Annotated in this window: 15 protein-coding genes and 1 other annotated feature; of the genes, 5 read left to right on the top strand and 10 right to left on the bottom strand. The window is 35.8% G+C overall.

Annotated elements, in window-relative coordinates; all coding sequences use genetic code 11:
• Positions 1 to 6: 6 nt before the first annotated feature.
• From AC4BB7_RS08485 to AC4BB7_RS08475, 3 genes are read left to right on the top strand one after another with little or no spacing between them, the layout of a single operon-like run.
• Positions 7 to 825 (top strand): transporter substrate-binding domain-containing protein, encoded by an 819-nt coding sequence (locus AC4BB7_RS08485; RefSeq protein WP_086312979.1) that lies wholly within the window; start codon positions 7 to 9, stop codon positions 823 to 825.
• Positions 826 to 872: 47 nt separating this feature from the next.
• Positions 873 to 1,571, top strand: coding sequence for an amino acid ABC transporter permease (locus tag AC4BB7_RS08480; protein WP_490485059.1), 699 nt, complete (start codon positions 873 to 875; stop codon positions 1,569 to 1,571).
• A gap of 13 nt (positions 1,572 to 1,584) precedes the next feature.
• Positions 1,585 to 2,241 carry an amino acid ABC transporter permease gene (locus tag AC4BB7_RS08475; RefSeq protein WP_086312977.1) on the top strand — a complete coding sequence of 219 codons (657 nt, stop codon included), beginning with the start codon at positions 1,585 to 1,587 and terminating at the stop codon, positions 2,239 to 2,241.
• 55 nt (positions 2,242 to 2,296) lie between these two features.
• Here AC4BB7_RS08475 and pheT read toward each other — a convergent pair whose 3' ends face one another.
• The 10 genes from pheT to AC4BB7_RS08425 all read right to left on the bottom strand — a co-directional run bounded on the left by pheT (position 2,297) and on the right by AC4BB7_RS08425 (position 18,676).
• Positions 2,297 to 4,720 (bottom strand): phenylalanine--tRNA ligase subunit beta, encoded by a 2,424-nt coding sequence (gene pheT / locus AC4BB7_RS08470; protein WP_490485058.1) that lies wholly within the window; start codon positions 4,718 to 4,720, stop codon positions 2,297 to 2,299.
• Between the two features lie 6 nt (positions 4,721 to 4,726).
• The gene (gene pheS / locus AC4BB7_RS08465) at positions 4,727 to 5,773 is read right to left on the bottom strand and encodes a phenylalanine--tRNA ligase subunit alpha (RefSeq protein WP_490485057.1); all 1,047 of its coding nucleotides are present in this window, start codon (positions 5,771 to 5,773) and stop codon (positions 4,727 to 4,729) included.
• Between the two features lie 114 nt (positions 5,774 to 5,887).
• Positions 5,888 to 6,098 (bottom strand) — a binding site (T-box leader).
• A gap of 41 nt (positions 6,099 to 6,139) precedes the next feature.
• Complete coding sequence (locus AC4BB7_RS08460; RefSeq protein ID WP_010761262.1) at positions 6,140 to 6,484, bottom strand: winged helix-turn-helix transcriptional regulator; 345 nt, start codon at positions 6,482 to 6,484, stop codon at positions 6,140 to 6,142.
• Positions 6,485 to 6,551: 67 nt separating this feature from the next.
• Positions 6,552 to 10,352, bottom strand: coding sequence for a helicase-exonuclease AddAB subunit AddA (gene addA, locus AC4BB7_RS08455; protein WP_490485056.1), 3,801 nt, complete (start codon positions 10,350 to 10,352; stop codon positions 6,552 to 6,554).
• Positions 10,345 to 13,923: a PD-(D/E)XK nuclease family protein gene (locus AC4BB7_RS08450; RefSeq protein WP_490485055.1), complete on the bottom strand. Its 3,579-nt coding sequence runs from the start codon at positions 13,921 to 13,923 to the stop codon at positions 10,345 to 10,347. Before AC4BB7_RS08450 ends, addA begins: the two co-directional genes overlap by 8 nt.
• 137 nt (positions 13,924 to 14,060) lie before the next feature.
• On the bottom strand, positions 14,061 to 14,606 hold the full coding sequence (lepB, locus tag AC4BB7_RS08445; RefSeq protein WP_086312972.1) for a signal peptidase I: 546 nt from the start codon (positions 14,604 to 14,606) through the stop codon (positions 14,061 to 14,063).
• A 123-nt stretch (positions 14,607 to 14,729) separates the two neighbouring features.
• Positions 14,730 to 15,461, bottom strand: a complete 732-nt coding sequence (locus AC4BB7_RS08440; protein WP_490485054.1) for a LutC/YkgG family protein — start codon at positions 15,459 to 15,461, stop codon at positions 14,730 to 14,732.
• Positions 15,454 to 16,926, bottom strand: a complete 1,473-nt coding sequence (locus tag AC4BB7_RS08435) for a LutB/LldF family L-lactate oxidation iron-sulfur protein (protein WP_490485053.1) — start codon at positions 16,924 to 16,926, stop codon at positions 15,454 to 15,456. The genes AC4BB7_RS08440 and AC4BB7_RS08435 overlap by 8 nt, the downstream gene beginning before the upstream one ends.
• Positions 16,927 to 16,937: 11 nt before the next feature.
• Positions 16,938 to 17,699 carry a (Fe-S)-binding protein gene (locus AC4BB7_RS08430; RefSeq protein ID WP_490485052.1) on the bottom strand — a complete coding sequence of 254 codons (762 nt, stop codon included), beginning with the start codon at positions 17,697 to 17,699 and terminating at the stop codon, positions 16,938 to 16,940.
• Positions 17,700 to 17,938: 239 nt separating this feature from the next.
• Positions 17,939 to 18,676: a cyclase family protein gene (locus AC4BB7_RS08425; protein ID WP_490485051.1), complete on the bottom strand. Its 738-nt coding sequence runs from the start codon at positions 18,674 to 18,676 to the stop codon at positions 17,939 to 17,941.
• Positions 18,677 to 18,823: 147 nt separating this feature from the next.
• On the opposite strand from AC4BB7_RS08425, the gene AC4BB7_RS08420 reads away from it, so the two are divergent.
• Positions 18,824 to 19,165: a hypothetical protein gene (locus AC4BB7_RS08420; protein WP_086312967.1), complete on the top strand. Its 342-nt coding sequence runs from the start codon at positions 18,824 to 18,826 to the stop codon at positions 19,163 to 19,165.
• Between the two features lie 249 nt (positions 19,166 to 19,414).
• Positions 19,415 to 20,875, top strand: a complete 1,461-nt coding sequence (locus AC4BB7_RS08415; protein ID WP_490485050.1) for a helix-turn-helix domain-containing protein — start codon at positions 19,415 to 19,417, stop codon at positions 20,873 to 20,875.
• Positions 20,876 to 20,958 lie beyond the last annotated feature (83 nt).

The following is a 20,958-nucleotide window of genomic DNA, read 5'->3' as shown; positions in this document are numbered from 1 at the left end:
TTTTAAATGAAAAAAACAAAAAAATTATTAAGTGCATTATCTCTTACTTTATTACTTGGTTTAGTTGTAGGGTGCGGCAGTGGCGGAGATTCTACAGCTGATTCTAACAATAAAGGAACAACGGACATTCAAAAAATTAAAGATGCCGGCGTTATCAAAGTAGGCGTTAAAGAAGATGTCCCAAATTTTGGTTATATGAATCCCGACACAAATAAAAACGAAGGTATGGAACCTGACATTGCCCGCTTGATTGCTAAAGAATTGACTGGTAGCGAGGACAATGTAGAATTTGTTGGCGTAACAGCTAAAACGCGCGGACCGTTATTAGACAATGGGGAGTTAGATATGGTCATCGCTACATTCACTATCACTGATGAACGTAAAGAAACGTATAACTTTACAACACCGTACTATAAAGATGAAGTTGGCTTTTTAGTTAGAAAATCAGATAAATTTACTGATACCGCAAGTTTGGATGGAAAAACAATTGGTGTTGTTCAATCTGCTACAACCAAAGAAGCAATTGAAAAACAAGCAAAAAAACTGGGTGTCTCATTTAAATATCAAGAACTTGGTTCCTATCCAGAACTAAAAACTGCCCTAACGTCAAAAAGAATTGATGCCTTTTCCGTTGATAAATCTATCTTAACTGGCTACGTCGATGATAGTACAGAAATCCTTAAGGATGGTTTCTCGCCACAAGAATATGGGGTTGCTACTAAGAAATCAAATACTGAGTTAAATGACTTCTTAAATAAATCGATTGAAAAGTGGGAAAAAGATGGGACTTTAGAAAAAATTTACAAAAACTGGAATCTGGACTAATACTTTCCGATTCTATACTATTCTGTTAGAGTTTGGGAGGAATTTAGATGTTTGTTATAGCAACTGCTGGACCATTTGCGCTCTTTAGATGGGAAGCATTACTTAAAGACTGGAAACTTTTTGCTGATGCTTTTCTCTATACAATTCTATTAGCTGTAGGTTCACTAATTGTTGCGATGCTACTAGGAATTTTTTTCGGTAGTCTTTCTGCAATGCGAAATAAAGTACTGAATCTAGTCAGTCGAATTTACGTTGAGTTTTTCCAAAATACACCATTATTGATTCAATTTATTGTCGTTTATTATGGTTTTCCGTTGATTAGCCCTCTCTTGACCTTTTCGACAACCACTATTGCTATCATTTGCGTCGGTCTTTATCATGGTGCCTACATTTCAGAGGTCGTCCGTTCTGGAATCGGAGCAGTTCCTAAAGGGCAATTTGAAGCAGCGTATTCACAAGGTTTTTCTTATGGTAAAACGATGCGTTATGTCGTCTTACCACAAGCTTGGCGTATTATGTTACCACCATTAACAAACCAAATCGTCAACCTGATTAAAAATACGTCAACTGTGGCAATCATTTCAGGCGCTGATGTCATGTTTACCGCCAATAGTTGGTCATCGATCAATTTAAATTATATACCCGCTTTTGCTGTAGCAGGATTTCTTTATTTTATCCTTTGCTTCCCATTAGCTAAACTAGCTCGTAAACTAGAAGAAAACAATAAGAAAGCTTATACCAGATAGGAGGTTCGCAAACATGTCTTTTTCAGAACAAATGAGTCAACTTCTGACCGGCAATAATTTGCGCTTTTTATTTGATGGTTTGAAGCTTACTCTGTATATTTCTTTTGTATCAATTATTTTAAGCACTATTTTTGGCACTATTTTAGCTGTTTTACGGAATCGAAAATCTGGTCCCTTGAAGTTTTTGGCTAGTCTATATATTGAAATCGTGCGGAATATCCCTAATCTACTGTGGATTTATGTCATTTTCTTGATTTTTAAAATCAAATCGACACCGGCTGGTATCGTTAGTTTTACAGTTTTCACAACAGCCGCTCTAGCCGAAATTATTCGCGGAGGATTAAACGGTGTTGATAAAGGACAAAAGGAAGCTGCTCGATCACAAGGATTTAGCAAATTCCAAATTCTTTTGTATATCGTCTTACCTCAAGCAATCCGTAATGTGTTGCCAGCAATCGTTTCTCAGTTTGTAACGGTCATTAAAGATACTAGTTTTTTATATTCTGTTATTGCTTTACAGGAGCTGTTCGGAAAATCCTATATTTTAATGGGACGTTACGCACAAACAGGACAAGTTTTTGCTATTTACGGACTTGTAGCTTTGATGTATTTCGTGATTAACTTTTCCATCTCTCAGTTTTCTAGATGGTTATCTAGAAACTGGGCATAAAAATAAGAGTACAGCATAAACTATATAATAGTATGGGCTGTACTCTTATTTCTTTTTAACGAATCGTTACATTAAATTGTTCAACTAAGGCTTTTTCTACTTTTTCCATTGATTGATTGATTTCTTCATCAACCAATGTTGCTTCTGGATTTACAAATGTTAAGCTATATGCCATTGATTTTTTATCCTCAGCAATGTTATCTCCCTGATAAACATCAAACAAATGAACAGACTGCAAGAATTTTCCAGCATGTTTAGAAATTGTTTCAACCAATTCTTGACTCATTACTGTTTCATCAACTAGTAAAGCAATATCTCTCGAAACTGCTGGGAATTTTGAAATTTGTTGATAAACTAACGCATCATTTTCTTCTTCAATAATAGCTTGAAGGTTCAACTCAGCGACATAGGTTTCAGGAATCTCATACTCTTTTGCGATTGTCGGATGAACTTGACCAATAAACCCAATGACCGCGTCATTTAATTTCACTAAAGCAGTTCTCCCTGGATGCAGCTCTTGGTTATCTTTTGTCGCTTCATAAGTTATTTTATCTTTAATTCCTACAGAATCAAATAACACTTCCAGCATCCCTTTGATTGTATAAAAATCGACGGGCACTTCTTTTGTCTGCCAATCTTTTACAACTTTATTCCCTGATAATACGATTCCTAAATGATTTTCTTCATGAGGCAATTCTTTTTTAGGATCGTTATCTTGATAGAATACTCGTCCAATTTCATAAAGAGCAACATTGTTATTTTTACGTGCAACATTATACGCTACATCATCTAGTAACCCTGAAATCAAGTTCATTCTTAAGACAGAACGTTCTTCACTCATTGGCCATTGTAGACGAGTTATTTGACTGTCTCTCATCATAAATTGAAGGGATTTTTCTTCTGTTGTCAAGGCATAACTGATGGCTTCACTTGCACCACAGCCTTCTAATAAGCCTTTTATTTTACGAACTAATTCTTGACCACTTGTTAAACTCCCTGCTACAGTTTCCCCTTTTGGTAAAGTAGATGGTAGGTTATCATAACCGTAAATTCGCGCAACTTCCTCGATCAAATCCGCTTCAATCTTGATATCCCAGCGTCTAGGAGGAACCGTTACATTGAATTTATCCTGATTAAGTTCATAAGTAAATCCTAGTGTATCGAAAATTTCGCTAACAATTTCTTGATTCATCTCAGTTCCTAAATATTCATTGATTCGCGAAACCGTCACACTGACCACGACCTCTTCAATGGTTAGATCAGATCCAATTGCTTTCCCTGAAACAACTGTTCCATTAGCTAACTTAGCGATCATAGCTGCAGCTATATCCCCTGCTTCACCAATCGTTGCATGATTGATGCCTTTTTCAAATCGACTGGAAGATTCACTACGTAGATTAAATTCTTTGGAGGTTCTGCGAACTGAAAGTGAATCGAACAAAGCAGATTCCAAAGCAACCGTTGTTGTTCCATCCGTAATTTCTGAATCGGCTCCCCCCATTACACCAGCTAATGCTACAGGCTTCTCCCCATTAGTAATGACGATGTTTTCAGTCGAAAGTTTTCGCGTTTCACCGTCTAAAGTAACGATTTCTTCTTCTGGTTTCCCACGTCTTACTAAAATATTTTTACTTTGTAATTTGTCATAATCAAATGCATGCAGTGGTTGTCCAAATAATAAAAGAATATAGTTTGTTATATCCACTACGTTATTAATCGGACGAATTCCTTCATTCATCAAACGTGTTTGTAGCCACATTGGGCTTTCTGCAATTTTAACATCTTTGATAATTCTGATTTGATAAGCAGGAACATCTTTTTTATCTTCAACTTCTACGGATATATATTCAGCAGCATTTTCGCTAGTGTCTTCTTCTAAAACTTCATCGTTAAATTTAGGTGTTTGACGGTAAATAGCCCCTACTTCATAGGCAACGCCGCGCATACTTAGCGCATCCGCACGATTTGGTGTAATTGACAATTCGATAATATGATCATCCATATCTAAATAGGAAAAGACATCATCACCATTAACAGCATCTTGCGGCATATAATAAATTCCTTCAGAATAAGCTTTAGGAATAACACTATCGGAATAACCTAATTCTTGTAAAGAACAAATCATACCATTTGAAACTTCGCCACGCATTTTACCTTTTTTAATTTTTTGGTTACCAGTAATGCGAGATCCTGGTAAAGCTACGATCACTTTGATACCAGCTTTAACATTTGGTGCACCACAAACAATTTGCGACAATTCTTCTTCACCGATATCCACTTGGCAAATCGACAGATGATCTGAATTAGGATGAGGAACACATTCTTTGACCTCACCGACAACTATTTTTTTTAATCCTTCTTCTGGTACTTCAATTCCTTCAACTTCGATTCCTGTTAAAGACATTTGATCCGATAACTCTTTAGCAGAAATTTCTGATAGATCCAAATATTCACTTAACCATTTATAAGATACTAACATCGTCGATTACTCCTTTACCTTGAACTGATTTAAGAAACGTAAATCATTTTGATAAAAATTACGAATATCATTCACACCGTAACGTAACATCGCTACTCGGTCTGGCCCTAAACCAAATGCAAAACCACTATACTCATTTGGATCAATTCCTGACATAGATAAGACATCCGGATGAACCATACCCGCTCCTAAAATTTCAATCCAGCCTGTTTGTTTGCAAACATTACAACCTGAACCGCCACATTTGAAACAACTTACGTCAACTTCAACTGAAGGCTCTGTAAACGGGAAATAGCTTGGACGTAAACGAATCTTACGATCTTCACCAAACATTTTCTTCATGACTACTTCCAAGGTTCCTTTAAGATCCCCCATCGTAATATTTTTATCGATGACCAAACCTTCGATTTGGTGGAATTGATGACTGTGAGTAGCATCATCAGTATCTCTACGGAATACTTTCCCTGGTGAAATCATACGTAAAGCGCCTTTTGAAAAGTCATGCTTTTCCATCGTTCTAGCTTGTACAGGCGATGTATGTGTACGTATCAAAATCTCATCTGAAATATAAAATGTGTCTTGCATATCTCGAGCTGGGTGATCTTTAGGTAAGTTCATGCGCTCAAAGTTATAATGATCGGATTCAACTTCATAACCTTCTACAACTTGATAGCCCATACCAACAAAAATATCTTCAATTTCTTCCATTACTTGAGATAATATATGGCGAGTTCCGTGAGCCATTTGCTTACCTGGGAGTGTTACATCAATTGTTTCTTGTTCTAAAGCAGCATTTAAAGCAGCACTTTCTAGAACTTCTTTTCGTTTTTCTATAGCTTCGGTCAAAAGATCTCGAATTTCGTTAGCAAAACCTCCCACCACTGGACGTTCTTCCGCGGATAAATCTTTCATCCCTCTCAGCACTTCTGTAATAGGGCCTTTTTTACCTAAAGTTTCGACTCTGATTTGGTTTAGTGCTTTAAGATCTGCTACATTTTGAATACTAGCCAATGTTTCATCTCTCAATGCTTCTAATTGAGCTTTTAATGTCATTTTTCTATCCCTTTCCTTTGCTTAATGTTTGAACTGAGCCTAAATAGTAGAGCAAAAGTCGAACAAACTCATTCAAGCTTTAATAAAAATAAAAAACGATAGCTCGCTCCTCTATCAAGGAACGAGCTATCGTGTTACCATCCTACTTCATGACAAAAAATCATGCACTCAATTCTTATAACGGCTCTCACCGGTCTGCTCTATATTAGAACAAACAAACTCCGGAAGTGAACTTCATTTTTCGATTACGCAACCTGTTTACAGTCTAAGACAGGTTTTCCCTTTTCGCATCAGCCAAATTACTCGTTTCCATCTACGTTTTTTTTTATTCAATTATTTACAGTTTACAAGAAATTAAGTCTCAGGTCAACTGCATTCTTCAGCGGTGACCCATTTTTCTGCCCAATGCTGGATTTGTTCCATTGCTTGTTGTAAGTCCTTGCCTTTATTTGTGAGGAAATATTCTAGACGGCTACTCTCATCACAGCGGACTGCTTTTGAGATGATTCCTTCTCCTTCTAACTCTTTCAAGCGTTCTACTAACACTCGATCGCTTAGCTCAGGGATCTTTTGTCTTAACTCACCAAATCGTTGAGGACCATTTTCCAACAAGACATCAATAATCAAACCATTCCATTTTTTTCCTAAAATCGCAAAAGCTTTTTCAAATTTAGGACATAGTGAAAATTCGGTTGTTTTTACTTGCTCCATTTTCCTCACCTCGTGAACTGAGTATAGCACACAACTTACAATTTGTAAGTAGATTTGCTTTCATTTTTTAATCCATTTTTTCAATAATTTGTTCTTTGTCCATGTCAATAATGATTCCAGCCGACAATAACACTAGAAACACTTGATTTACTTGCTTGTTTGTTGCTTGGGCTAACGCTTTTCGGTATAAATTCAGCTGACCTCTATAACGTTGGATAATTTTTTTGATTTCTTTTGTATTTTCACTGTCCAGTACAAAGTCTGTTTTATAATCATAAAGAATACAACTTTCTTCTTTTTCGATGTAGCCATCGATCATTCCGTGAATCAATAAATCATCTTTAGTTTCTTTAGGATAATCTTTGATTAGGTCTTCTGCCTTCAATAACATTGAAAATGGCTGCTCACGGATAACTTGATTGGGCATTTCTAAAAGTTGTTGACCTAAGCTCGTTTGATAAAAAGCTAGAACTTGATCGATATTGATTCGTTTTGCCACATTTTCTTGGATAATCTTTGTTTGAACTAATTCATCGATCAAATGAAGGATACTCTCTTTGGTTGGTTCTTTCTTTAAATCTAATAGTTGCAACAAGTAATGTGTTGCTGTTCCGATTTCTACTGGAGACGGCGTTCTAATCGTTTCAATAAATCTCGGCTTACCTAACTCCCCTTCACTCATCCGGTGAATGATCATCGATGTCGGTTGTAATGTATTCTTTTCATTTACTTCGATCTTAGCAATTTCTTTATTATCAGGATCTTCAAAAATACGTTTGATTTCTGATACCGATTGATAATTTGTCGTTTTTGTTGAAAGTTGATAGGGGTAGTCATAATTTAAACGACGTAACCCTTTTTCAATAGCTGTTGCATCACTCTTTGCAGCGTTTTCTACTTTTGTAGAGCTTGTCTCAAAGAATTGAAGCGCTGCAAATCGTTCCTGAATTGTTTTTTCTGTCATAAAACTAAGGGTAAATCCTGCAGGATGTTGTGAGATACCAGCTACACTTTCAGTTATAAATTCAGTCTGAAATTCTGCCATTCTCTGATGACGAATCAAAGTCATTCCTACCCAGTTCATCAAACTACTTTTACCTTGTAAACGATTTTCCCCAGGCAAAACTTTTGTCTGAACATCAGCAACCTTCAACCATTCTTTAAAAGTTGCCTCTTGGTCATTATAAGACCCAACAAGATAGAGTTTTTGTTCTGCTCGCGTTAAGGCGACATACAATTTACGCATTTCTTCTGAAAGTAATTTTTTTAATTTTTCCTGTTTAATCGCTAGGAATGGCAAGGTTTCATAAAGTACTCGGTCTGTCTGATCAAGATAACGAATTCCTACTCCTAAGCGATCATCAAAAATATAACGTTCATTCAGATCACCAAGATTGAATTCTTTGGTCATATCCAAAACAAAAACTACTGGAAACTCTAGTCCTTTACTTGCGTGAATCGTCATCACCCGAACAGCATTTTCTTCACTTAAAATAACTGGTTCTGCCAAATCCTTATCTTTTTCCTGCATTTTCTCTATAAAACGAACAAATTGGAACAACCCGCGGAAACTAGTTTTTTCATAACTTGCTGCTCGATCAACTAATGCAAAAAGATTAGCCTGTCGTTGTTTCCCAGCTGGCATTCCACCGACGTAATCTAAATACGCAGTATCTTGATAGATTTGCCAAATCAATGTGGCTAATTGATTTCGTCTAGCAATTTCACGCCATTTATCCAGTAATTCAGCAAAATTCTTTGTTTTTTCCTTTAATGATTGTTGTTTTTGATTCTCCGTATCTCTTTGATTAAACGTTAAAAAGGCTTCGTAATAAGAACTCTTTTTAGCAGCTAACCGAATCTCAACTAGCTCATTTTCTTTCAAACCAACTATGGGTGAACGTAACACCGCAGCTAAAGGAATATCTTGATACGGATTATCAATGATTTGTAAAAGGGACACCATCGTCTGAACTTCAGTTGCTTGAAAATAATTTTGTGCATCATTGACTTGAATTGGAATTCCAGCTATTTTAAATATTTCAAGAATCGTTAAATTATTTTTCTTGGTTGGTGTTAATAGCACGATATCTTTATACGTCAGCGGACGATTTTCTTTGATCGATTTATCATAGATCAAAAATTTATTATCAATCAATTCTCTGATTTTTAACGCTGTCATATGCAGTTCGCCTTCCGTTTTATCTTCTAGGAGCAATTGAGGCGCATTTGCTAAATCCACTGTTTCTTCCGACTTCTCTGATTTTTTTTCATAAATCAACAGTTCTGTATCATAATTTTCAGCTTCATCAAATTGATCAAATCCGTGAACAAGTTGAGCAGCTTCGTCATATGCAATTTGCCCAACTCTTTCATCCATCAATTGTTCAAAAACTAAATTAGTAAAATCTAAGACATTCTTTCTGGAGCGGAAATTCTCAGCTAAAACAATCCGTTTCCCCTCTTTATTTTTTCCATATTGATTATATTTTTCAATAAACAACGTGGGATCAGCTAGACGAAATGAATAAATCGACTGTTTCACATCCCCTACCATAAACAAATTCCCTTCATCGGCTGATGGTCTTCTCAACCAATAAAGAATCGTTTCCTGCAGTCGGTTGATATCCTGATACTCGTCAACCAAAACTTCATCAAACTTCTCTCGATAGTACTTGGAAGCTTCTGAAGCAAACCATTCGCCTGCCTCTTTTTTTGCTAAAATAGCTAACGTAAAATGCTCTAAATCATTAAAATCAACTAGCCCTTTTCTTAGCTTTTGCTGGCTATAAGTATCAATAAATGCTTTTCCTACCTTAGCCATTTCCTGAACAAGTGGTTTTGACTGCTCTAAAATCTCTTTCATTTGCTCTGGTGACAATGTAAACAAGTTCGTTAAAATATCATTGATAGCTTTCTTGTTTTGTTCACGTAAAGTCTTAGCTTGAGCAGCTATTTCTTTTAATTCTTCTACACGTATAGATGGGTATCGTTCAAATGTAACTGTTTTTGAAATTTCAAAACCTGACTCTAAATCATTATCTGCTAGTTGACTACTGAAGGTTTCCACAAACTCTTTTTCGTTTCTAGCAAGGATAGCTATTTTTTCAAGCTTTTCTTCACCTTCTGTCAACTGAATCATCTCTTCATAACGATCTACACAACGGAACAGCGTTTCCATCATTTGAGGCTTTAAATACTCTTGAAACAGAGCTGATTCGCCTAATTGGCCCTCTAAACGGTAACTGTCTGCCAAGTGAGCTAGCCATTCCTCTGGATCTGGATTAGCTCTAGCAAATTCATATAAAGAAAAAATCAATCGAGTTAGTCCATCGTCACTCCGATCATTGGAAAAGTTACTTGTCAATTGATAGAACGCTTCACTGTCCTCACTGTAGAATCGTTCTCTAAGCTCATCCCAAACATCCTCTTTCAAAAGTAACATCTCTGTCTCATCAGTCAGTAAACGAAAAACCGGGTCCATTTCAATCAAATAGTAAAAACGACGAATCACCGTTAGACAAAAAGCGTGTAATGTGCTGATATGAGCTGTAGGAAGTAAGCTTAATTGTTTAATAAAATGTTGTTTTTTTTCTTGTTCACTTTCATTTGTGATTGCCTTTTGTAAAGCACTCTGGATTCTTTCTTTCATTTCTTTCGCTGCGGCTTCTGTATACGTTACAATCAATAATCGATCGATATCTACACCGCTTTTAAGTTTCTCAATGACCCTGCGAACAAGGACGGTCGTTTTTCCAGAACCAGCAGAAGCAGAAACTAAAATATTTTCATCCCCATCAAAGACAGCTTGCCATTGATTATCCGTAAATTGTTCGTTTTCCGGACGCAAAGGTATTGTTTTACTCATTGATAGTTCCTCCTTCCTGCTCGCTTTCAACCAAGCGATCCATCACTTCTTTTTTAGACAATGTTTCGATTCGATTATAATTATTTTCTTTCAACATCACATCAAAATTGCAAACACTTTTGAATGGACAAAAACGACAGGCAATCCGTTCTTTTCCTTGATATGCTGGATTTAAATCGATTTTCCCGCTAGTAACTTTATTACCTGCTTCAATAAACTTACTACGGTTGTGTGTTAACAATGCTTCTAATTCAGGCTCTGTCACGAACTTATCTTCTTGACGACGCCCTGGTTTGATAATTTCTTTCGCGGATTCTTCGATTGGAAATATCAAAGAAGTCTGTTTGGCTTGTAAACTTTTGTCTAAGTTTTCAAGTAAAATTGGATCATTCAATAACAAGCCATCAAACTGAAATTTCTTTAAAAGCTGTTGTTCTTTTTTCTCTTCTGTTTCATAAGGAAGAATTGGATTATGGACATGGAGATAAAATGAACCCGCAGCTTTGGCCGACTGACCGACCAAGTTTACAGCATCCATCAAAGCCACATCCAGATAGGTCAGCATCTGCATCGCTAAACCATAATAGGCTTCTGTAATATTGAACTTCTTGTGACTCGATTTATAATCAATGACTCCCAAGTATGTAGAATCAGGCGTCACTAATTGATCCAATCGATCGATTTTACCTCTAACACTGATATTACCACCATTTTGCAGCGGTAATTCTAAGCCTTTAATTCCTTTTTGGCTGGCGATTTGACCAAATAATACCTCTGTCTGAACAGTTGTCATCCCGCTTCGTTCACTTTGGCGTTTCAAAGCCCAGCTAACTTTTTTGATGGTTTGCCCTAATTGGTATCGGATATAGTTCATCCGGCTAGATGTATCTAGAATTGAAAATTTGATTTCACCAAATACAGCGTTTAAAATTTGTTCTGTAAATTCGTTTACTTCTCGATCAGTTAACTCAGATAATTGTTTATTCTGCATAATCAGCAATTTAAAGAACTGATCCAATGCTTCATGAAAGAAATCACCCGTTGCAGCTGGCGATAATCCAAAAACATCTCTTTCCTTTAAGCCTAACCCAAAGCGTGAAAAATATTGATATTGACAACGATAAAAGCTTTCCATTCGTGAAACCGATGTATAAATGTGTTTTGTATATAGTTCATCAGCAAGATGTTCTTCTAGATTTTCCGGCAAATTCTGATGGCTGAGACTTTCAAAGACATGCTGTGCCAATGACGCCTCAGGCTGCTTCATTAATTCACGTTCCAACGCAAGCCAAAAAGACAAAATGCCTTCTTGTGTTTCTTTTTTTTGCCGCTTGAGATTTGTCAAATCACTGATCAGTGTTCGGTATGTCCCTATGTGTTCTAAGCTGATTTGCTCATCATCTAAGATCGTAAGAGCATTTCTTTGCTGCATCTGTATCCCTAAGTCTCTTTGAATATTTGTTAGATAAGTAGATGCTTTCACATCTTTCGCAGTATCTTTTACACGAGGGTAGGAAAAATATAAACGTTCAGTGGCTGAGGTAAAAAGGATATAAGCATTGAACGGTTCTCTAGCAATACTTTTTCTTGTATCATTCAATAAAAATTGTCCGTCATCTAAATGACCATTAACAAAGTGCCGTTCCTCATCTGATAGCAAAGTTTTGTTATCAAATTTTTGTGGTAAAACTTGATCCGTCAAACCAATGGCAAAAACGATTTTCGCTTGACCAGGCCGCGCTAAATCAATTGATCGCACTTGTACTTGGTCAATAGCTGTTGGTACTTTATTATAACGTAGTCCCTCTAAACCACTAGAAAAAATTTCTTCAAATAAATCTAGATCGAAGTTTTCTTTTCCATAAATCGTCACATATTCATCTAATAACGTCATCAAAGCTTCCCAAGTTTGCTCATGATTGCGGGCTTCTTCTAACTGTCCGCTCTCAATGGCTTGGTTACGCCACATCATCAATTGCTTTTCTACCCCATTACGCACTAAGAAACGATAAAAACAGTCTGCTGCTTCGATTCCAGTATTCGCTTTTTGGATCTGTTTGAAAAAAGCAGGGATTGTTTGTTGGATCATGTTTCTTACAGCATTTGAGTCTTTTTCGATCATTTCAGTATCGTCTTGTTCCTCCGCTTCAAAGTCATAGCGAATAAAATGCCAGTTCTTAGCCTGCTCCCAGTGGTAGCCTTCGTAGCCGTATGCCAAGACAACATTTTCCGTCACATCGATTTTTCGACGCCATTCATTTCGCTCGATTAGCCATTCTTCAACGGTCACTTGATCTCCCAACGGGAAAAATAATTCTGTTCTTAAAAAACGCAATACATCTCGATAACGATAATGATACGTATGGATTGCGAACAACGATTGAATAAACTCAACTAATGGATGCTGTTCCATTGCCATATCTCGGTCTAAATAAACGGGAATTTCATGCAGCGCAAACAGAGGTTCAATCATCGTCTCATAGCTATCCAATTCTCGTGTTAACAATTGAATATCTTTGTAACGATACTTTTCTTCTGTAACCAATCTCCTAATTTCCTTAGCAATATGATTGATTTCTTCTTTAGGATTTTCTGCACACCAAAATTGAAGATGATCATCACTGAGCCCTTGTCTTTCTATTTTAGGATGATTTTCTTGAACCTCAGCCCAGTATTTTTCAAGTGTTTGAAGACTATTATTGGTAACTAAGACTTTATTTTTTTCAATATAATCGGGCAGTATTGCCACATTTGAGTTTCTAGCTAATTGGTACAACTTGTGATACGTTGTACCTGTTTCATAAAATAAGTTCATTAACTTCGGTAGTTCGTTCGGATATTTTTTGTCCAATACTAATGAAATTTTGACTTCGCCACCACGACGCATCAACGTTTCAATCAATTTCAACTCTCTTGCTGAAAACGTATGATACCCATTGATTACAAATAAAACGTTACGTAGATCTTTTGTCTCTAGATACTCCGTCAAAAAATTAATAATTTCTGCTGATTTTATACCATACTGGCTCATGGTTTCTTCAAATTTTGAAAAAACTAATTTAATATCTTGGATCTTTAATTGTAAATCCTGTTCTTTACTACCCGAATCAGATTGGGATAAATACCCATACAACTCATCTAAATCAATATTTCCTTCTTTCATTTCTTGATATAAATCGAATAGTTGCTGAATAAATCCCGATTTATTGACCTCTCCACGAAAGACTTTTAACGCTTCTTCGTTTTCCGACAAAATCTTTCTGAAAACCATTGCAGCGCCGGCTTCTGAAAGAACTTCTGAACCGTAAAATTGCGTATGTTGTAAAAAGTACCATGCCAATCGGTAAAAACTAAACACTTGAAAGCGCATGGTTGCGATTGAATCACTTTGACTATTTTGGCTATTTTTTATTCGTGTTAAGGCATTGATTTCTTGCTCAAATTTCATGTGGTTTGGCACTAGGTAGAATACTTCATGCGTATTGTCTTCCTCTAACCACTGTATAGAAGCTTGTATTAAGGCTTCTTCTAAATCCATCTCAGCAGTTCCGCGGATAAATTGTAAACTCATTTTGTCACATCCCTCATAAATGTTTCATGTTCTTAGTTTATCATAAATCAACTTATAATACGGCTTTCATTATTTAACAAAAAAAGCCTCTTATTTAAAAGAGAGCTTTCTTGTATTATCATTAATGAAATCTATTGTTAAATTGTTCCAAAACGGTTCAACGGCCATAAAACAAACTTAACATCACCTGAGATTTTATCTTTATTAATAAAACCAATCATTCGTCCATCTTTAGAATTTCTGCGATTATCACCCATCACAAAATATTCACCTTCTGGAACCTTCTTCTCACCTGTCACTTCACTTAAAGTAAAATCAAGGGTCAGTGGCAATCCATCTGTCACTTCGGCTTTGAATTCATCAAGGTAAGGTTCTTTGACCTCTTTGTCGTTGATATATAAAACATCATTTTTATATTCGATCGTATCACCCGGCAAACCAATCACGCGCTTGATATAATTCTTTTTTGGCTCATCAGGTGCTGGAAATGTCACAATATCAAAACGTTTGATTTCTGTATTTTTTAATGCGATCACTCGTTCACCATCAGCCAATGTAGGGTCCATCGAATGCCCCTTAACCACGACTGGTGTAAAAACGAACTGTCTTAATAAAAATAGTAGTGCTGCTAAACCAACAAAAAATAAGATTGTATGTAATAACTCTTTAGACTTCAAATTCATTCCTCCAAAAAACTTGCTTTCTATAGTTTACCACAAACATTCAAATTCCTACAGTATTCTTTTCTTTTTAACTAATTTTTTAAAACAACCTTTAATAACTGGTTTAATTAGACATATTTCACCTTACCTATCTTTTACAATAATGTAGTACACAGCAAGTGGTCCGTGGAGCCCAACTACTAACTGCATTTCAATATCCCCGGAATTCGACGGTCCGGAAATAAAATGGATTGCGGAGCCAATTTTTTCGCCAGTTGCTTGTTTTTCTGCATAATAAGCCGCTGCTTGAGTTGAACGAGGGACGATTTTACTCATAGGAATAATCGAAATATAATGTTTGGGTAAAAAATGTAATGAACGACCTTGGCCAGCATTTGTTTCAACTACTACTGAGCCTGATTCAGCTAACAAAAATTCAGCAAATGCTATAGCGATATTTGCGCTCTGAGCATTAGTGATATTGACTTCCCTTTGTTCTGGACCTTTTTGCCAAAACAGGAACTGCTCATTTCTTTTGTCTGAATGCTTTGCTTGAGTAAATTTTTCCAATCCATACTCTGAAAAACGTTCATCAATTGGTAACAAAATATTCCCTTGTCCCAATTGATCTATTAATTGTTCTATGGTGTTCTCCAACTGTGATTGGGTTGTTTCTATTAGTTTTGTGTTGATCTTTTCTACTCTTTTTTTAGCAATTTCCAGCAACTCTTCAGCTGATTTATCTGATAATGTTGTTTCTGGCAGATCATTGATTGGATGAAATGGATGATCTTTGACATTTTGACGTTCAATTCCTAACTTCTCTCTTAAATTCTCTAAAAAGGATTCTCTATTTTGTATATTGGCATTAGTCATTTTGCTCACCTGCTTTATGCTTTTTATACCAACTTCTAAAATTTTCAGAATTTTTGGGTGGACGGGGGAGATCTCTAACATCTGTCCAACCTTTAACCAATCCAGGACCTTTTGCTACATACCCACCATATTGAAACATGTTGTCTACTGTAATATCTTTTTTCTTACTTAACGGTCCCAAACCTGCATGATCAACTTTCATTGCTAGTTTGAATAAACTTGGTGTAGCTGTTGCCTTACCTACAACTCTCATTTGAAAATCATCAAATCCGTGCTGCATTTTTAATTCATCTGTCATAACTTTTCGATGTTCGATCAACAGTTCATGTAATGGTATTTTTACCGGACAAGTGTCTGTACAAGCACCGCACAGACTAGAAGCATAAGGTAGTTCTCCAAATTGTTTGTACCCACCTAAAACTGGTGATAATACAGCACCAATTGGCCCAGGATAAATCGAACCATATCCATGCCCGCCAATATGTCGATAGACTGGACAAACATTGAGACAAGAACCACAGCGAATACATTGTAATACTGGCTCAAAAGCCGTTCCTAATGCATTAGAACGACCGTTATCCAAAATAACAACATGAAATTCTTCTGGACCATCTGACTCATCTTCATTTTTGATTCCAGCAAACGTCACATAAGTTGTTAGACTTTGACCAACCGCACTTCTTGCTAATAAATTATCTAGCACCTCTGCTTCTTTCATACTAGGAACAATTCGCTCCATTCCCATTAACACAATCTGAGTTTTTGGAATACTAATCGTTAAATCGGCATTACCTTCATTCGTATTTAAATTGATCATGCCGCTATCCGCAATCGCAAAGTTGCAGCCCGTAATACCTATTTCCGCCTCTAGGAAAAATTTGCGCATTACTTCTCTGGCACATCTTGCTAAATTAACTGGATCATTATCTCCTTTGTAGCCTAACTTATTCTCAAAAACTTGTCGAATCTGTTCACGATTTTTATGAATACTTGGGAAAACAATGTGAGAAGGTTCATCCCAGTCATCCATTTGTAAAATAAACTCAGCTAAATCAGTTTCCATAACACTTACACCGTTCAACTCTAATAACATTGGATCGATGTCAACCTCAGTGGTCACCATTGATTTTGATTTTACAACTTTTTTTGCTTTCTTATCTAAGACAACTTGTTTTACATATTCAGTGGCTTCTTCTGCTGTCTTTGCAAAAAAAACTTTTCCACCTTGTTGCGCTACCTGATCGCTAAACTGTTCCAAATAATCAGGTAGATAAGAAATCGTATGTTTTCTGATTTGTTCTCCTAAATCGCGCCATTTTTCCCAATGCCCAAGTTCTTCTCTAGCCCCTTCACGTTTGATCCACTGATCATCTTGAGCCTTCGCTACAGCTTTTTGCATAAAAACATCTTTTCTGCTATCTTCCAATCGTTCTTTAAAAGATTTTGAACTAGTCGTTAATCCCACAATCTCTCCTCCTAGATGAGTGTCATTCGTTTTGGCTGATCCATGCGTTTATTATTCACTTGTTGATTTAGAACTTCTGCAATATGCATAATTTTGATTTGCTTTCCATCTCGATTGAATTTGCCTCCGATATTCATCAAACAACCCATATCTGCGCTGATCAAAATTTCTGCCTTAGTATCGATTACGTCATTCATTTTTTCTGTGACCATTTGTTCAGATATTTCCGGCATTTTTACTGAGAAAGTTCCTCCAAATCCACAACAGTTCTCTATATGATTTAATGGAACCATTTCTAAACCCTCGACATGATCTAATAAGACAAATGGGGCTTCTCGCTCCTTCAAAATTCTCGTCATGTGACAGGAACGATGGTACGTTGCCTTTGCATTCAACGTAGCGCCAACGTCTTTCACGCCCAATACCCGATAAAGAAATTGACTAAATTCAAATGACTTAGCTGCTAGTTTTTCAGCCTTCGGGCCATAGATAGGATCATCTTTTAAGAAATGTTTGTACTCTCTTAACATTCCGACACAAGAACCAGCTGGTCCGACTACGTATTCTGCCTCCTCGAAGCAATCGATTTGATTTTTTAAAGTGGCATAGCTCTCTTTTATATATCCGCTATTATAAGTCGGTTGCCCGCAGCACGTTTGTTTATCTGGTAATGATGTCTCACAACCAAAACGCTCTAATACCTCCACCATCGCCTGCCCTACATTAGGGAATAATAAATCAACAACACATGTAGAAAAAATACTTACCTTCAAAAAAATGCCCTCCTCGTATAGTTGCACGAGAAGGACAAATCAGTCATCAATATAGTCAACAATAACATTGGCATATACATTCGTTTTTACTAGAGTAAAAGCCGATTACTAGTCCTGTCATCATACAACTTAGAATCAAAATCATTTTGTAATAATTACTATACAACAATTATTCTATCAATGATCAGGCTATTTAGCAATCAATTTCTGTATGCTTTTTCGCATACTTACATCGTATTTCAGTTTGGTAATATAGCAAACGAACGTACTGGAAAGCCAGGTGCGTTCAACACATTGGGAAAATTAGTCAAAATAACACTGCCGACCGATGGAACTTGATCCAAATTACGCATCACTTCAACTTGGTATTTGTCTTGTTTTAACCAATAGTACTCGCCAAACAAACCTTTATTTTTTCTGAAATCTACAGCACTATCTGTGTCTAACGTCTCATGCCCGATTGCTGTAACATCTCGCACTTCATTAAGATATTTCAGAGCTTCTAGACTCCAACCTGGCGTGTGAGAATTCCCGTCTTCGTCTCGATTATAATATTTTTCTGGGGAGTCCCAGCGATTCGACCAACCACTTGCAAATGCAATGAAAGCTTCCTTGGGAAGTATACCAAACTCAGTTTCAAAGTCCATAATATCTTGGACCGTCACACAATAATCATGATTTTCTTTGACTAGCTCTTCCTTATGGATAACATATAACGGTAACATCAACTCTTTTAATTCTAATTCGTGCAAATAACGCTTGCCTTGCGCAAAATGAATTGGGGCATCGATATGTGTACTGTACTGAGTAGGAAATGTAAGTTCCTTTGCAAAAAAAACATCTTCTTTGATTTTAAATAATGTTTCCTCCCGAGAAGCATTAAAAGCACCAAAACGCGGAATTTTGTCATGTACCTCGTGACTCAAATCAATCCACTTTTTGCCTTTTAAATAGTCCATTGCGTCCAATGTGTTCATACTTTGTTCCTCCCATTCTTCTAATTAGCCAGTTCAATTTTGATAATAATCAAACTTAATTACTAATATACAAGAAAAATAGATGACTGTACACGCAACATTTGATAAACTGAAGAAGTATCGGATCAACGAAGGAGGATCACCATCATGTTTATTTCATTTGGCATGTTTATTGGTTTAATTATAGTAACGATCATTATGATTATTTTGATTATTTATTTAACTTTTACAGGTGGAAATAAACAATCACGCCATAAAAATGTTCATCAAGCAGAACAAGCCGCTAAAGAACGACTAGCTCAAAATAATCAAGTAATGTCCAATCAGTCCAACGATTTAAATCAGAATGACCTAAGCTATCAAGATAATTTCAAACAAGAATCACACTCAGATAATCAATATTACCAAGAACCAGATTCTAATGAAACCACTGAGGAAGACTACTCATTACACATCCTTCCTTATCCAAAGGACGATGAGTTTAAATAACTGAACAAGAGCAAAATATCTTTCAAATATCTTGTATACTGATTCCATATTAGTGGATCTTCCATGATAAAGGCTTGTTTTACCATGGAAGACCCACTAATATTTTTATACGATAAAGTTCGTTAAAAAAGAAAATTTTGTTATTATAAAAATAAATAATTACTGTTATATGTGAGTCTATCCAAATAAGTTGACTTTAACTTGTTCTGTTTCTATAATTTGGGAAAAGCAGAGAAAAAGGTTGATGAAATGGACATCCTATTAAACGAAAAAAGTCAAAAAAAAATAGAACTGTTTACTGAATTGCTATACAGAGAAAATGAAGAAATCTCATTTTCATATTTGCAATATTTTCTTGATGTTTCTTTAAGTACATTAAAACGTTACTTTGATGAGTTAACAGTGGATATTAAAAATAATGACAACCTTAAGAATATTTTATTGGAGAAAAGAATTGGAGGTTTTCTTATTCAGAATAATTCCGAACATAATACGAATTATCTCTCCATACGATTACGCCTAAACTATTTGGAACACTCCCTACAATTCAAAATACTTTTGGAGCTCTTGTTGAATCATTATAATTCCGTAGAAGACTTAGCAGAAAAATTATATGTTAGTCCTTCCCATCTTTATAAAAATATCACTGCTCTAAATGTTGAATTAAAACGATTTCCTTTAAAAATTATATTTCATCCAACCACAAACTTCCAAGGAAAAGAAAAATATATAAGAATGCTTAACTTCTACTTTTTTTGGAGTACCTATCGAGGAATCACTTGGACATTCGATTTTGATAACATGAATAGATTTTCCGCTTCCGTTGATTTTGCTGAACTAAAGAGGAACTATTCTGAATCGGTTATTAAACGTTTAGAATTTATGGTGGGTCTATTTATGGTGAGACAAGAAAAACATCCTATTCGATTACCCAAAAAAATCAGGGAGTTATCCAGAAACTTCTCGACAACAAATGATATTTCACAACTAATTGAACCATTTCTTGCCTCAGAGGATGAGATTTTATTTTTCAATTTAATTTCCAGATGTTATATTTCCGAAATAGATGACTTGAATGATCAAATCAGGCTTTATAATTCCTTTCCAAGGACATTACCACTCATTAAAGACTGTGATTTATTAGTGGATGAATACGAAAAATATTTTTATCCTAACTCTTCTATGGGGAAAAAGCAAAAAGCAATCGTCTTTTACTATTCTCTTATCGGATTGATTCAGGCGACTTATTTTTCAATCAGTCCCTTTCAGTTTTTCAGAGCTGCTTTTAATCAGGACAAAAAAAATTCACTATCGATTAAGAAAAATCCGAAAGTTTATAAATTTTACGAAAATTTTCGGAAAAATAATCCTGATTTTTCAGTAGCTCCTTCATTTGATTTTGGGATGTGTGTCTTGTTAACGATTTTAACAGAAACTTTTTTATTCCCCTCCGTCTCTGTTTATATTCAATACTCTAGAAACAACCTAGGTATGGTTTATTTGAAAAATAGGCTGCATACCATTTTTAATCCTGAAACATTGCATATTACCAATAACATTGATGATGCTGAACTGATAATCACTGACTGTTTTGAATCTGGAGCAGTTCAAAAAAATCAAAAAGTATTCTATATATCTAATGCGTATGATGAACTAACATGGTTTGAATTATTTTCTTGTATTCAAAACTTCTTATTTAAACCTGAATAACCCCCATCAAAAAATACCGCTAGGTGGAATTATCACTTCCAACCAGCGGTATTTTTATCTTAAAATCAAATGAACGGTCTTAT

The organism is Enterococcus sp. AAFC-DPL-5182, assembly GCF_058216605.1.
Note: the sequence above shows the minus strand (reverse complement) of the source record. Positions and strands in the feature narration are given on the sequence as shown.